This is a genomic window from Serratia sp. HNCC26DJ244 (genome assembly GCF_057180565.1).
Map to the genome: position 1 here is coordinate 16,590 of NZ_JBXUGO010000023.1, position 14,961 is coordinate 31,550.

The following is a 14,961-nucleotide window of genomic DNA, read 5'->3' on the forward strand; positions in this document are numbered from 1 at the left end:
TTTCTTATTGGCAACCCAATCTGTTTTAAGACTCGGCGCTTTCATCCTGATCAACAGCAAAACAGGCCACCATTTGGTCACCATACTGCCGCAACTGCGGTTGCAACTGGGTACAGCTACCGAAGGTTCGGCTGCAACGCGCATTGAACGCGCAACCAGGCGGTGGGTTCATTGGGCTCGGGAGCTCACCGGTCAGTTTGATACGTTCACGGCGCATATCCGGGTTCAGCCGTGGTGTTGCCGAGAGCAACGCCTGGGTGTAAGGATGACGCGGGTTGTTGAAGATAGCCTCTTTACTGCCCTTTTCCACACAACGCCCCAGGTACATCACCATCACTTCATCAGCAATGTGCTCCACCACCGACAGGTCATGGGAGATAAAGACATAAGACAACCCCAGTTCCTGCTGCAGATCCATCATCAGATTCAGTACCTGCGCACGCACCGAAACATCCAGTGCAGAAACAGGCTCATCGGCAATCACCACATCCGGATTAAGCATCAAGCCACGGGCAATGGCGATACGTTGGCGCTGACCACCAGAAAACATATGCGGGTAGCGGTCATAATGTTCCGTTTTCAGGCCGACTTTCGCCATCATCTCCAGCGCTTTTTCACGCCGTTCAGCACTGCTTAATGAGGTATTGATCAACAGCGGCTCTTCCAGAATCTGCCCCACCTTCTTGCGCGGATTCAGCGAGCCATAAGGGTTCTGGAATACAATCTGGATCTTCTGGCGGCGTAACTTATCCGCCGTGACATCCGGCTTGAGCAGGTCTTGCCCTTGGTAGTAGAGCTCCCCACCGGTGGGCACTTCGATCATGGTCAGTAGACGGCCTAACGTGGACTTACCACAGCCAGATTCACCAACCACGGCCAGTGTCTTGCCGCGCTCAAGGGTAAAGGAAACGCCATCCAGCGCTTTTACCAGCCGTTCTGGAGCAAACATCCCCTTCTTGACCGGATAATATTTTTTCAGGTCAATCGCCTGCAATAAAAAAGGGTGATTCTGACTCATTCGGTTGGTCTCCCCGCATCGTCCAGCGGTGTATGACATTTAACCTGGCGGCCGTGAACAGTTTGTAACTCCGGCTCTTCTACACGGCAACGTTGATTCGCATAAGGGCAACGCGGGTTCAACAAGCAACCCTCTGGCCGATCATATTTACCCGGAACCACACCAGGCAGTGATGCCAGGCGCGCCTTATCGGTGGCAAACTCCGGCAATGCACGGAGCAGCGCCTGAGTATAAGGATGACGCGGTGCGCGGAAAATTTCCGATGACTTGCCCGACTCCACCACCTGCCCGGCATACATCACGATGATGTGATGTGCTGCTTCCGCCACCAAGGCCAAATCATGGGTGATCAACAGCAGTGCCATATTTTCACGCTGTTGTAATTCCAGCAGCAGCTCAATGATCTGCGCCTGAATGGTCACATCAAGGGCGGTGGTCGGTTCATCAGCAATCAGCAGCTTGGGCCGACAGGCGATCGCCATGGCGATCATCACACGCTGGCTCATGCCACCCGAAAGTTGATGGGGATAAACATCCAACCGCGAAGCAGGATCAGGGATCCCCACTTGGGTCAGTAAGTCAATGGCACGCTGGCGACGAGTGCGACGATTGCCCCCCTGATGCACCTTCAAGGCTTCCATGATCTGATAACCGACGGTGTAACAGGGGTTCAAGCTGGTCATCGGGTCTTGGAAGATCATTGCGACTTCAGAGCCCACCAGATGACGACGCTCTTTTTCAGAAATTTTACGCAGATCCTGGCCATTGAACTCCAGTTTATCTGCCATTACTTTGCCGGGGTAATCAATCAACCCCATAATCGCCAATGAACTGACCGACTTACCAGAGCCAGATTCACCGACAATACCCACTACCTGCCCTTGCTCCACACTGTAGCTAATGCGATCTACCGCACGGAACGGCGCATCATCATCACCGAAGTGCACCGAAAGCTTTTCTACATTTAATAATGCCATGATCGGTTCCTCGTCACTGCTTCAGTTTGGGGTCGAGAGCATCACGCAAGCCGTCCCCCATCAGGTTAAATGCCAAAACCGTCAGCAGAATTGCCACCCCAGGGAAGGTCACCACCCACCAAGCACTTTGTGCAAATTGCAACACATCGGAAAGCATCGTTCCCCATTCCGGTGTCGGTGGTTGTGCCCCCATCCCCAGAAAGCCGAGTGCGGCCATATCCAGGATGGCGTTAGAGAAACCAAGAGAAGCCTGTACGATCAACGGTGCCAGGCAGTTTGGCAAAATATTGACAAACATCTGGCGCATCGAACCCGCGCCCGCAACGCGAGATGCCGTGACATAATCACGGTTTACTTCTACCAACACCGCCGCACGGGTCAAACGAATGTAATGCGGTAAAGCGACAAAGGTGAGTGCCAACGAGGCGTTGACAATTGACGGGCCAAATACCGCTACCAGCACCAAAGCCAACAGTAAGCTTGGCAGCGCCAGCATAATATCCACGACGCGCATGATGATGGCATCCACCACCCCGCCAAAATACCCGGCCAACATGCCGAAAAACACACCCATAATCAGCGAAAGCACCACCACCAGGCAACCTACCAGCAGTGAAAGCCGAGCACCATACATCAAGCGTGACAAGACATCACGCCCTACATCGTCAGTGCCCAAAAGATACTGCCAACTGCCCCCTTCCATCCAGACTGGCGGTTTAAGCAAGGCATCTCGGAACTGGTCAGCAGGGTCATGCGGAGCCAGGAACCCTGCCCCTAACGCCACCACCAACATAATGATGATATAAACCAGACCGACAACGGCCCCTTTATTGCGCTTAAAATAGTGCCAAAACTCCTGGAAGGGGGTCATTGGCTTCGGCGCGCCTTTCACTACAGACTCGGTAACTTGAGACATCAGAGCGCCCCTTATTTCTTGTGACGAATACGCGGGTTAACGATGCCATACAGCACGTCCACCAGCAGGTTAACCAGAATAATCATACAGGCGACCAGTAATACGCCCCCCTGAACCACCGGGTAGTCACGACGTTGCAGCGCATCCATCAACCAGCGCCCCAAGCCAGGCCAGGAGAAGATGGTTTCAGTCAGGATAGCCCCCGCCAGCAACGTACCAACCTGCAGACCAATCACCGTCACCACCGGTAGCAAGGCATTACGCAACGCATGTACCACGATCACCCGCATACGGCTCAGGCCTTTGGCGCGCGCGGTACGAATATAGTCCTCACCCAGCACTTCCAACATCGAGGAACGGGTCATACGCACAATAACCGCCAGAGGGATAGTACCCAACACAATGGCAGGCAGGATCATATGCATCACGGCATCTTTAAAATCGCCCGGCTCCCCCCAGATCAGGGTATCTATCAACATAAAACCGGTCAGCGGCAAGCTCTCGTCGAGGAATACCGTATCGCTTATCCGCCCCGAGACCGGGGTAAGATTAAGCTGCACCGATACCAGCATGATCAACATCATGCCCCACCAGAAAATCGGCATCGAATAACCGGTCAATGAGATCCCCACTGCTGTGTGATCGAAGACTGAACCCCGCTTAACCGCTGCCAACACCCCCACAGGGATACCCAGCATCACGGCAAAAAGCATCGCGCATAAACCCAGTTCCATCGTCGCCTTAAAACGGGGAACAAACTCTTGCCAAACGGGAATTCGGCTTTTGAGGGATAAACCCAAATCGCCCTGTAACACGTTGGTCACGTAAGTGAAATATTGTTGATAGAGCGGTTTGTCCAACCCCATCTCTGCCATGAGCTGAGCATGGCGTTCAGCGGAGATACCGCGCTCCCCGGCCATAATGGTCACCGGATCCCCGGGGATCATATGGACAAATGCAAAAGTCAGCAATGTAATGCCGATAAACGTTGGGATAACCAACCCCAAACGTCGGAGTATGAACTGCAACATATCCCGAACTCTCTGTATTCTGTATAAAGAGCCCGACAGCGCATCGTCTGCCGGGTTTATTAAAACGCACTGCACGACATCTTCTGGAGACAGGAAGGCAGAGGCGTAACATCTGGCCCCTGCCTAATAACATCCTGCTAATTTCAAATGACAACCTGGTGGTCAGGGCAGAAGAGACTCTGCCCTGCATCGGGTTTAATCCAGAGAAACATTCTCAAAGTGGTGCTTACCAAGCGGATCAACCACATAGCCCTTCACTTCTTTACGCACTGGCTCGTAAACGGTTGAGTGGGCAATAATCAATGCCGGAGCCTGCTCATTCATCACCACTTGCGCCTGCTTGTAAAGTTCTACGCGTTTTTCGTGATCAGCGGCAGAACGAGCCGGTTGGATCAGATCTTCAAATGGCTTGTAACACCAGCGTGAGTAGTTAGAGCCATCTTTTGCGGCAGCACAACTGAACAGCGTCGCGAAGAAGTTATCTGGGTCACCATTATCACCGGTCCAACCCATCATCACCGCCTGATGTTCGCCATCTTTGGCACGCTTGAGGTATTCGCCCCACTCGTAGGTGACAATCTTGGCATTCACGCCAATTTTCGCCCAGTCAGACTGGATCATTTCGGCCATGCGGCGGGCATTAGGGTTGTAAGGGCGCTGTACTGGCATTGCCCACAGTTCAACAGTGAAACCGTCTGGCAGACCCGCTTCCTTCAGCAGTTCTTTCGCTTTGACAGGGTCATAAGCATAGTCTTTAACCGCATCGTTATAGCCCCACATGGTCGGCGGGATCAGGTTCTTGGCAGCTTGACCCGCCCCCTGGTAAACCGCATCAATGATGGCTTGCTTGTTAACCGCCATGGTCAGTGCCTGACGCACTTTGACGTTATCGAACGGTTTTTTCTCAACGTTGAACGACAGGTAACCGACATTCAGACCAGGCTGTTCCATCAGGTTGATGGTTTTGTCCTGCTTCATACGCGCGATATCAGCCGGGTTGGGATACGGCATGACCTGACACTCGTTTTTCTGCAGTTTGGCATAACGCACAGCGGCATCTGGCGTGATGGAGAACACCAAGCGATCGATCTTCGCCTTGGTACCCCAGTATTCCTCAAAGGCTTTGTAAAGGATCTTCGAGTCTTTCTGATATTGCAGCAATTGGAACGGACCGGTGCCGATTGGGTTGAGATCAACGACTTCTGGCTTACCTGCTTTCATCATATTGTCAGCATATTCCGCAGACAGAATGGAGGCAAAGTCCATACCCAGATCAGCCAGGAATGGTGCTTCAGGACGCGTCAAGGTGAAACGCACCGTGTGGTCATCAACTTTTTCGATCTTGCTAATCAGATCCTGCATCCCCATCCCTTGGAAGTATTCATAGGTGCCGCCAGACACCTTGTGGTAAGGATGGTTCGGGTCAAGCTGACGCATAAAGGAATACACCACGTCATCAGCATTGAAATCACGAGTAGGTTTAAAATCTTTGCTCGATTGCCACTTCACGCCTTGGCGCAAGTGGAAAGTATAGGTTTTGCCGTCTTCGCTGACGTCCCACTTCTCTGCCAGGCCGGGTTCCAGTTCAGTGGTACCTGCCTTGAACTCAACCAGGCGGTTATAAATCGGTACTGCACTGGCATCATAGGTGGTACCAGAAGTAAACAACTGCGGGTTGAACCCTTCAGGAGAACCCTCTGAACAATAAACCAATGTTTTTGCTTGTACGCTTGCCGCTACAGTCAAGGCAATCAGCCCAATACCGCATTTCAAAATTCCTGATTTTCCCAAGGAACGTATCATCGCTCGTGCTCCGTATGTGGTGTGTGTATGACTGCCAGAACCTCTATTTTTTATTACGCTGTCTCTGTGCAGTTAGTCATCGAATAAAGTATGAAAATGCTGGGTGGAACGCATCACAGCAAAACGGCTGCTTGTGCTGGATATCCCCAATCAGCCCTTACTTTTATCCATCAGTTTACCAAATTGCCAACTGTTTGTGGCGGCGTCAATATAACCGGGATGAATTTATACGTAATATGTGAAACAACAAACAAACATAAAAAAAACATAACAGCAACATGATAAAATTAAAGTCTCAATTTTTACTAAAATCCAGTTCAGCCAGCTAAGAAAACAGCATAAACCCAGAATTAATAGCCAATCAAAAAACCAAAATTTTATTGATGAAAGAAGGGCATCTAAAAGATTATTTTTTCATTATAGCTGAAAAACAGGATGAAATGCTGAGAGCGGTGGGCAAAAATCAGTCGGACATCAAGCTGCTGCTACTCAGCTGATTCATGTTACGGGGAAAAACATACTCCGTTTTGAACCGCGCTTTATAGGGCAGTAAGGCGGCAAACAAGGATATATTCAAGTTCACTGGGCAGACACACAGAGGATAGCTTAGGAATCGCTGGTCTTCCCCAAGATTCCAGGCCGTTTTGTCTCATCCTCTTAAACGACAGGCTTAAACGACAGGCGAAAAAAAACCTGCTAAAAAGCAGGTTTTTCAAATTTGGTCGGCGAGAGAGGATTCGAACCTCCGACCCACTGGTCCCAAACCAGTTGCGCTACCAAGCTGCGCTACTCGCCGATGCGGGGCGCATATTACTGCTGGGTATCATGCTCGTCAATCACTTTTTTGACCCGCCCCTAAAAGTGAGGGTAAAAACGCCAGCGGATAAGATTACTCTATTTTCAGGCTCTCGCCATTACTGTGGATCACATCGCGATACCAGTAAAAACTCTTTTTACGGTACCGCGCCAAGCTACCCTTGCCGGCATCATCACGATCAACATAAATAAAACCATAACGCTTCGACATTTCTGCTTTGGAAGCACTCACCAGATCAATGGGCCCCCAACTGGTATATCCCATCACTTCAACACCATCGTCGATGGACTCAGCAACCTGAACCAAATGGTCATTGAGGTAATTGATGCGGTAATCATCATTGATACTGCCGTCGGCCTCAAGACGATCCCGCGCCCCTAGCCCATTTTCCACAATAAACAGAGGCTTCTGGTAACGGTCATACAACACATTGAGTAAATAGCGCAAACCCACAGGATCTATTTGCCACCCCCATTCTGAACTCGCCAAATGGGGGTTGGGTACCATGTTAAGGATATTGGCACGGGCGGTGTTGTTCTGCTCTTTATCCGTGGTAACACAGCCACTCATGTAATAACTGAAAGAGATAAAATCGACGGTTTCACTTAACGCCAGCTGGTCTTCCTCGGTGATCGTCACCTTAATGTCGTTTTCACGGAAGAAACGTTTCATATAAGTAGGGTAAGCCCCTCGCGCCTGTACATCACCGAAGAACAGCCAATCACGGTTCTGACGCTGTGTTTCCAATAGATCATCGGGTTTACAACTGAGCGGATAAAGGATGCCACCCAGCAACATATTGCCAATTTGCCCCTCCGGTACTATCTCGTGGCAGGCTTTTACCGCTTTGGCACTGGCCACCAACTGATGGTGAATCGCCTGATAAATTTCACTTTTACTGCTATTTTCCGGCAAGCCAACACCCGTAAAAGGAGCATGCAGCGACATGTTGATCTCATTAAACGTCAGCCAGTGTTTTACTTGGTGTTTATAACGCTCAAACACAGTCCGCGCATAATGCTCGAAGAACCCAATGGTTTTGCGGTTCCCCCAACCACCGTATTTTTGTGTCAGAGCATAGGGCATTTCATAATGTGAAAGGGTGATCAGCGGCTTAATGTCATATTTCGCCATCTCATCAAACAAGCGATCATAAAATGCCAATCCGGCTTCATTGGGCGTCTCTTCGTCACCTTGTGGAAAGATACGCGCCCAGGCAATCGAGGTGCGCAGGCATTTAAACCCCATTTCGGCAAACAGCGCGATATCTTCCGGATAACGGTGATAAAAATCGATGGCGACATCCTTGATGCTGCTATCACCCGAAACTCGCGGCATCAGTGCACCAAAGATCCCTTCGGGTTGCAGATCTGACGTTGAAAGGCCTTTGCCCTCCGCCAAATAGGCCCCTTCCACCTGATTTGCCGCCACTGCCCCGCCCCAGAGGAAAGATTTGGGAAATTTGCAACTCATCGCTTTCTCCTTAATGATTCGTAACGCCAATAGACTGATTAATCTAATAAACCCGTTGTCACTCAAGCTGCAGGGTTGTTGGCTGCATCTTGATTACACTGGGTAGAGGGTCAGTAATGGTGCCCGCTCTTGCACCGGGCTCTCGCCACTGGCAAGCACATCGATATAGTCGTCACTGTTGCTGACAATGACTGGCGTGGTGGTATCAAAACCTGCCGCCTGGATGGCAGCCAGATCAAACTCAATCAGCAACTCCCCGGTCTTAACACGCGCGCCCTCGGCAATATGCGCAGTAAAATGCTGACCATCTAATTTGACAGTATCAATGCCGATATGAATTAACAGTTCTATCCCTTCATCCGATTCAATACCGATGGCATGACGTGTCTTGAACAGTGAAACAACCGTACCATTGACCGGGGCCACTAACCTGCCCTGGCTCGGCACAATGGCCACCCCCTTCCCCAACAGACCACTGGCAAAAGTGGCATCGTTTACCTGCTCCAGTGAAATGACTTCACCGGCTATCGGGCTGAATAACACCGGGTTGCGATTAACGGGAGTAGGCGATGTGAGGGACTCTTCCCCTTCCAGCCTGGCTTCAGGGACAATGCCAAACAGATAGCTGGCAATGGCAGCAAACAGGAAACCGAGCAGAGTACCGGCAATCGCCCCCCATACCGTAGCGTTGAAACCGCTGGCGGGAATAATCTGAGCAAAGGTGAAAACACTGACCAAGCCAAAGGAGTAGGTTGCCGTCTGAAAATAGCCGATCACCGCTCCCCCTAGTGCCCCCCCCACGCAGCCGAAAACAAAGGGGCGTTTGTAGGGTAATGTCACCCCATAGACTGCGGGTTCAGTGACACCAAAAATACCGGCAGTCACTGCAGATCCAGCCATCACACGCAGTTTGCTGTCGCGGGTGCGCAGCATGACCCCCAGTGCCGCCCCCACCTGCCCCATCACTGCGGGTAATAACAGTGGCACCATTGTGTCGTATCCCAGCACACTCAGGTTGTTGACCATCAACGGTACTAGCCCCCAATGCAGGCCAAAGATCACGCAGACTTGCCATAACGCCCCCATAAATGCGCCAGCAATAACCGGATTAAAGGCATAAATGGTTTGATAGCCATTAGCCAGCAGATGACTAAACCAGGTAGCGGCTGGCCCAATCAGCAAGAACGTTAACGGCACGGTGATCACCAGGCACATTAATGGTGTCACGTAATTACGTAACGCGCTGTGGAACAGCCGGTTGAACCAGGGCTCCAACCGACAAGATATCCAAGCGGCAAAGATGATCGGAATAACCGACGAACTGTAGTTAATAAAGGTAATCGGAATACCGAGAAAGTATTCAGGCTGTGCGCCTACCTGTTGTGATGCATCGAAAGCTGTCATCATCAATGGATGGGTCAGCGCACCACCGATAGCCATCGTCACAAAGGCATTGCCACCAAACTTCTTCCCTGCGGTGTAACCTAAAATAATCGGGAAGAAATAGAACAGAGCATCACTGGCGGCAAATAACAGCTTAAACGTGCCACTACTCTCCAGTAACCAGCCACAGGCCAGACTCAAGGCCAAAAAGCCTTTTAAAATCCCCGAAGCAGCCAACACCCCGAGTATCGGAGTAAAAATGCCAGAAATAATGTCAATAAAATGACTGAGCAGATTCTCCTTATCACCCTTTTTGGCATCCGTTGGCTGGTGATCATCTAACCCGGCCAGCACATTCAAACTATTATAAACCTCGCTAACATGGTTACCGACAACGACCTGAAACTGACCGCCGCTTTCCACTACCATGATAATGTCCGGATTTTTCTTCAGCGCTTGTACATCAGCCTTGCTGCTGTCATGCAGTTTAAAACGCAAACGGGTAGCACAATGCACCAGACTCTTCACGTTGTCGCGGCCACCGACCCCGGCCAAAACCTCACTGGCTAACTCCTTATATTTCATAACAATATCCTTAATGCTTAGCGTTCGTGATCTCACTCGCTGGCGATGGCCAATCACCGTTGAGGAATTAAATGCAAAAAAAAACCTAAACCTCGTTACTGTCGACACCCAACAGGGAAGACAGCAGCACGAAGTTTAGGTTTTGCCTGCTAACGCAGTGACAACCCTAAATTTGGTTGAGCCATGACGGTAACATTCTGTTTTTCCATCCGGCAAGACCTTCCCGCACAAAGTTATCGAAGTGTGATCTGGAGTACAAAATCACACTATCGAAATAGAGTGACCGTTAAAATTTGATCACGGTGAACGCCCCAGGAAAACATTAACCTGTCTAATTAAAATTGAAGAGGTAACTTAATGTGTACAGATATGGAAGCAGATTACCCAACCAGGATGGAATCCATTAAAAACCAATATTAACAACATGTTGAACACATTAAAAGGTCTTCATACTCTCGAAACATCCGCTTGATTTCTGACAAATAAATAAGATTTTTCTTAAAAATACTTACCATTTTTCAAATTAACACCAAAATAGCTCCCCATTACCCAACAAAATACATCAGAAAAACTAATTAAAAGGTAGACAAAAATAACTCACAGTATTATTAATGTTGTCCTGAAAATTTGATTGAGGGTGAGCAGTTGTCATGGCACTACGTAGCGAACTTGGGCGAATTTTGATTACTGGTGCAAGTGGTCGTGTAGCAACGGCATTCAGACAGTTTGCTGGTCATCGTTACGCTTTTCGTTTAGCCGAAAAGGATATCGATATGCTGAATGAGCTGCGACCCGAAGATCAAGCGTTGGCTTTTGATATCAGCGATATTGAAGCCTGCCGTAATGCCTGCGCCAATATTGATACCGTACTACATCTGGCAGCCGAGCCCACTCCTGATACCAAGTTTCACGCGTCATTGATGAACAACAATATCCTTGGCACATTCAATATATTCCGGGCGGCAAAAGATGCGGGCTGTAAACGCGTGGTGTTCGCCAGCAGCTCCCTTGCCGTGGAAGGTTATCCCTTGAATTATCAAGTACGCCCCGAAGATGCACCGAGACCCAAAAATATGTACGGTGCCAGTAAGGCATTTGGTGAAGGTATCGCCGCCTATTTCGCCTATCAGGAGGGTCTTTCTGCGTTATCGGTACGGATTGCCAACTGCACCACTCTGGAAAAGGGCCAGCAGATAAGCGCTCGTGATATGAGCACTTTTCTTAGTCACCGGGATGCAGCTGATCTACTTGATCGCTGTATCCGCATCACCGATGTACAGTACGCTGTAGTACACGGCATCTCCAACAACCAATACAAACGACTCTCACTGGAAGAAACCACTCGCCTGCTTGACTACTACCCTGAAGACGACGCATTTACCCTGTTCGGTTTTACTTAATCCACTAAGATGCAAAACCAATGAAAGCGCTAAACCTGGCGATAATGATTAACGGCAGGAAAATGGCATTGGTACCAATGCTACCAATGCTACTGATAAACATAATTACATTGCTAAGTATATTACGGTTTTTCAGCAATCTTGCGCAGATACTCGTTATTTTTAAATGCAATAATAATCATTTCAAAAGAGACTCGGGTCATGACACAAACAATCACCAACCCCAGCAGGCCATAGAAAAAATCAACCATATACATATACCCAATGCCAAAGAGAATCGCCCCTAGCAGACTGAGCCAATACAAAAAGGTAATAATTTTTGGGGTCAGCATCGCATCGAAAAAGAAAATGCTTTTCATTCTATATCCTTCAGTTAATGTCAATCATTCCAACGAAGAGGAACCAAAACCTCATTGTTTAATACAGCAAAGAAATGATATATATTTTTACGTAGATTTACAAACTGCAAGCGCACTGCTATCAATACCCAAAATAATTCGAGTTGCCTGAAGGCGGCCAGTCCGAGACAAATCGATCAGCAATCGATTTGAACAGCGCTTGTGTTGGCCCGCAGGGTGAACCTCATGGATGAGACGAGTAACCTCAGCCAACACTCAAGCAACTTGAAGTATGACGAGTATATTCATTTTCACTCAAGCGGTGGTTGACAGGTCATAACCGCAAGGCGTTGATTAGATGCCTGGTTAGCCTGCCAGACAAAGAATCGACCTGACGGTCTGCCAGACAGATCCGCTTGGCATCGGGACACATCATTTCCATTTCTCATTGCTCGCTTTACAATCAATTCAAGCAAAATAAAAATAAAATAAAAACAATGAATTATCATAAAATTAAAATTTTATTCTTTTTTTTATAAAATTTTGCAACATTAAACTACTCAAAATCAGCGAAGCCAACCACATCATTATATTTATAAAATAATAACATTATGTTTTATTGCAGAATTAAACACCAGGTTAATAAAAAAACAAAACACAATAAACCTTATCTTGCGCTTTTCTACAGCGATAATTACATAAGTAACTTTCTTGATAAGAGTGAGATTATTCTTATAATGCAAGCCAAGTGAATGCGACTTATACGTTGAATAGCATTGATTGCCTATACCCTAAATAATTCGTTTTGAACAGCGCTTGCGCTGGCCCTTTAGGGCGAGGGACATGGATGGACAACAAACACAGCTAGACAAAGATAGCGTTAATCATTTACCAAGCATACCGATAAATACTTCTCTCGTATCGTTATGCCTATGCAATTTAAAATAACCACATTTAAACAACACCAGGGAAAAACATATTCTGCTTTTATCAAATAAACGGTTATGCACAAAATAATTCGAGTGCCTTGATATGGGCCGAGTAACTATTGACCGGTCACTATTTACCGGTCACTACAGCCAAAACTCAGCCAACTTGAAGGATCAAGTATATATGGCATCTCTTAACTGAACCATACCCATGATACTTTACATTACATGGCTATTAGTTGTTCATTATAAATGACGTTATGCACCAGCCATGCCATCCATCTGTAATTTTAATGATGAAAATAAATTTAAAAAGTCAAAAAAAAATACTTATGGATTTTACAAAAAACAGGGAAAAAATGAGCATTAGGAAGAATTTATTTATCCAACATGCCTGCATGTATACCAGGGAAGGTATAAAATCAACCTTATCTCGTCTTTCATGTGGCAATATTGACCTAACGGTTATTGCGGAAAAAAAATATTTAGAAATCAGTGACTATCTAGCATTACCCGGCACTGATGTAGATGTTTTTATTTTAGGCTTACAAAACACTTATGATAGCTATGGGAACACCCTTGATTTTATTATCAAATGGCTCCCCTTACACTATCCGCAAGCCAAAGTCATTATCATGGCGCAAACCCTTATTCTCGGGCGGCTGAAGGACTATCTTTCAGGTCTGAATAATGTTTCCGCAGTGCTGGATAATGCAATAACAATAAATGAGTTAAGTCACTATTTGCAAGATACTATTCTTAATTTACCAGATATCAGGCAGAAATCAAAATCGACAACACCGCTGACACATCAAGAAATCAAGGTACTAAAATATTTGTTAAAAGGAACGCCAACCTTACAGGTTGCAAGAACGATGCAGATTCACCCAAAAACTGTCAGTGCCCACAAACGAGCAGCTATGGTCAAATTGGGAATTACCTCATTACATAGTTTAATACAGTGCCAGGTCAACTTAAACATGATGGACAATTTATTAACCCAAAAATAATGACTAATTACTATCCGCTGTCACTCAAGCTGAACTTAAATCAACATAGCAGTTAGGAACGAGGATAACCCATTTTAACGGGTTCAGGAGTGAACTTGAATTTTAACTAGACTTTCGCTGTCACGGCAAAGCGATACAACGACACAACAATACCAAGGGATGAGGTTTATAAACTATGAATTCACAAAATAAAATGGATTCACAAAATAAAACCAATCCCGATACTTCACTGCTGATATATTCAATCTCGACATATTAACCATAAAAAAGTGGCGTCACTTTATGGTTATTAATAAAATAACCGGAATCTCTGACACTCGAAATAAAATCAGAAGAAAGCCCCACTGCCGTCAATTTTCGTCTCAATTCATTGATAGCATGCCACAATCGCTGACTGGAGGAAGAGAGATTATTGTCTTCCCAAACATTATTGAGAATATCATTCTTCGAGACAACGACACCTTTCTCACTGGTCAGTAATAAGGTTAATAATCGCACTAGGTTTACACTAAGAGAAACTACCGAAATTGTTACAGCACGCAATTCAGTGTCATCACTAAAGCGAATCAACCTTTTTTTATTCATATCAAATAAAATTTCTTCATCAATTAAAAAACCGTAAATCTCACCCTTCATAATACCCATCAACATACTATAGATTAATAACATCTTGAGACAATTAAGCTAGCGAAAAGGATAATTTTACAAAACCCTGCCACTAGCAGTGTATTTTGGCATACCCCATATCGCATCCAAACTGACAGCAAGGATTACATGTACAGCAATAGACTTTAGCCGACAATAAAAAAAAACCTTAGTGAATTATTATTATTTATGCTGTTAAGATTAAAAAATGCCTTGCGGCAAAGCGTAGAAAGCATTCCCTTAATTAAGTTAATATTTTTTTAAATACAATATGCAATTAATTTAAGTTTATATAACATGCTGATTTAAAAGTAAAAAAATTTACACCTGAATTGACCAAAACAAAATAACACCTTTACCACACCGGCTGAATGACAATGAGATTGAGTTTAATTCATTGATTTTAATATAAAAAAATCTTAATCATACATTTAATATTGTTTACCCACGTGAAGGAGTCTATGCTCCGCTCCCTGAGCTGAATAAATCCTCCCTTGATAGCCCTCCCTGCTCAGTCAGGTCTGCACCATTGCTCATAAACCGCCGAGAACTAAATTGATACAAATCACAGTCACGCCGCTAGTTACCCCGTTCAGTCGCTTGCTGCCCATACCTCAAGGAGCCTTGAGTGCCACT

The 14,961-nt window shown here is 46.7% G+C and carries 11 protein-coding genes and 1 tRNA gene; 2 read left to right on the top strand and 10 right to left on the bottom strand.

Annotated elements, in window-relative coordinates:
• Positions 1–25 precede the first annotated feature (25 nt).
• From dppF to bglF, 8 genes are all read right to left on the bottom strand, one after another.
• Positions 26–1,018 (bottom strand): dipeptide ABC transporter ATP-binding subunit DppF, encoded by a 993-nt coding sequence (gene dppF, locus AC2A06_RS15970; RefSeq protein ID WP_023489110.1) that lies wholly within the window; start codon positions 1,016–1,018, stop codon positions 26–28.
• A complete protein-coding gene (gene dppD / locus AC2A06_RS15975) occupies positions 1,015–1,995 on the bottom strand; it encodes a dipeptide ABC transporter ATP-binding protein (RefSeq protein ID WP_473196322.1) in 981 nt (326 codons plus the stop codon). The genes dppF and dppD overlap by 4 nt, the downstream gene beginning before the upstream one ends.
• Positions 1,996–2,008: 13 nt before the next feature.
• Positions 2,009–2,911 (bottom strand): dipeptide ABC transporter permease DppC, encoded by a 903-nt coding sequence (dppC, locus tag AC2A06_RS15980; RefSeq protein ID WP_473196323.1) that lies wholly within the window; start codon positions 2,909–2,911, stop codon positions 2,009–2,011.
• 11 nt (positions 2,912–2,922) lie between these two features.
• Positions 2,923–3,942: a dipeptide ABC transporter permease DppB gene (gene dppB, locus AC2A06_RS15985; RefSeq protein ID WP_023489113.1), complete on the bottom strand. Its 1,020-nt coding sequence runs from the start codon at positions 3,940–3,942 to the stop codon at positions 2,923–2,925.
• Positions 3,943–4,137: 195 nt separating this feature from the next.
• Positions 4,138–5,745 carry a dipeptide ABC transporter periplasmic-binding protein DppA gene (gene dppA / locus AC2A06_RS15990; protein WP_484380919.1) on the bottom strand — a complete coding sequence of 536 codons (1,608 nt, stop codon included), beginning with the start codon at positions 5,743–5,745 and terminating at the stop codon, positions 4,138–4,140.
• Positions 5,746–6,464: 719 nt separating this feature from the next.
• Positions 6,465–6,541 (bottom strand) — tRNA-Pro (locus AC2A06_RS15995).
• Positions 6,542–6,634: 93 nt separating this feature from the next.
• Positions 6,635–8,035 (bottom strand): glycoside hydrolase family 1 protein, encoded by a 1,401-nt coding sequence (locus tag AC2A06_RS16000; RefSeq protein ID WP_484380920.1) that lies wholly within the window; start codon positions 8,033–8,035, stop codon positions 6,635–6,637.
• Between the two features lie 93 nt (positions 8,036–8,128).
• Positions 8,129–10,003, bottom strand: a complete 1,875-nt coding sequence (gene bglF / locus AC2A06_RS16005; protein WP_484380921.1) for a PTS beta-glucoside transporter subunit IIABC — start codon at positions 10,001–10,003, stop codon at positions 8,129–8,131.
• 650 nt (positions 10,004–10,653) lie between these two features.
• On the opposite strand from bglF, the gene AC2A06_RS16010 reads away from it, so the two are divergent.
• On the top strand, positions 10,654–11,403 hold the full coding sequence (locus AC2A06_RS16010) for an NAD-dependent epimerase/dehydratase family protein (protein ID WP_473196327.1): 750 nt from the start codon (positions 10,654–10,656) through the stop codon (positions 11,401–11,403).
• Positions 11,404–11,525: 122 nt separating this feature from the next.
• Here AC2A06_RS16010 and AC2A06_RS16015 read toward each other — a convergent pair whose 3' ends face one another.
• Positions 11,526–11,762 carry a DUF4282 domain-containing protein gene (locus tag AC2A06_RS16015; protein ID WP_473196328.1) on the bottom strand — a complete coding sequence of 79 codons (237 nt, stop codon included), beginning with the start codon at positions 11,760–11,762 and terminating at the stop codon, positions 11,526–11,528.
• Positions 11,763–12,963: 1,201 nt separating this feature from the next.
• On the opposite strand from AC2A06_RS16015, the gene AC2A06_RS16020 reads away from it, so the two are divergent.
• Positions 12,964–13,680 carry a LuxR C-terminal-related transcriptional regulator gene (locus AC2A06_RS16020; protein WP_484380922.1) on the top strand — a complete coding sequence of 239 codons (717 nt, stop codon included), beginning with the start codon at positions 12,964–12,966 and terminating at the stop codon, positions 13,678–13,680.
• A 255-nt stretch (positions 13,681–13,935) separates the two neighbouring features.
• On the opposite strand, the gene AC2A06_RS16025 is transcribed toward AC2A06_RS16020, so the two are convergent.
• Positions 13,936–14,316, bottom strand: a complete 381-nt coding sequence (locus tag AC2A06_RS16025; protein WP_484380923.1) for a winged helix-turn-helix domain-containing protein — start codon at positions 14,314–14,316, stop codon at positions 13,936–13,938.
• Between the last annotated feature and the right edge of the window lie 645 nt (positions 14,317–14,961).

Bases quoted from the DNA above. Each gene is read 5' to 3' on its own strand.
- AC2A06_RS16015 (WP_473196328.1), bottom strand. From the start codon at position 11,762: ATGAAAAGCATTTTCTTTTTCGATGCGATGCTGACCCCAAAAATTATT.
- AC2A06_RS16025 (WP_484380923.1), bottom strand. From the start codon at position 14,316: ATGAAGGGTGAGATTTACGGTTTTTTAATTGATGAAGAAATTTTATTT.
- dppF (WP_023489110.1), bottom strand. From the start codon at position 1,018: ATGAGTCAGAATCACCCTTTTTTATTGCAGGCGATTGACCTGAAAAAA.
- dppA (WP_484380919.1), bottom strand. From the start codon at position 5,745: ATGATACGTTCCTTGGGAAAATCAGGAATTTTGAAATGCGGTATTGGG.
- AC2A06_RS16020 (WP_484380922.1), top strand. From the start codon at position 12,964: ATGATGAAAATAAATTTAAAAAGTCAAAAAAAAATACTTATGGATTTT.
- bglF (WP_484380921.1), bottom strand. From the start codon at position 10,003: ATGAAATATAAGGAGTTAGCCAGTGAGGTTTTGGCCGGGGTCGGTGGC.
- dppC (WP_473196323.1), bottom strand. From the start codon at position 2,911: ATGTCTCAAGTTACCGAGTCTGTAGTGAAAGGCGCGCCGAAGCCAATG.
- dppD (WP_473196322.1), bottom strand. From the start codon at position 1,995: ATGGCATTATTAAATGTAGAAAAGCTTTCGGTGCACTTCGGTGATGAT.
- AC2A06_RS16000 (WP_484380920.1), bottom strand. From the start codon at position 8,035: ATGAGTTGCAAATTTCCCAAATCTTTCCTCTGGGGCGGGGCAGTGGCG.
- AC2A06_RS16010 (WP_473196327.1), top strand. From the start codon at position 10,654: ATGGCACTACGTAGCGAACTTGGGCGAATTTTGATTACTGGTGCAAGT.
- dppB (WP_023489113.1), bottom strand. From the start codon at position 3,942: ATGTTGCAGTTCATACTCCGACGTTTGGGGTTGGTTATCCCAACGTTT.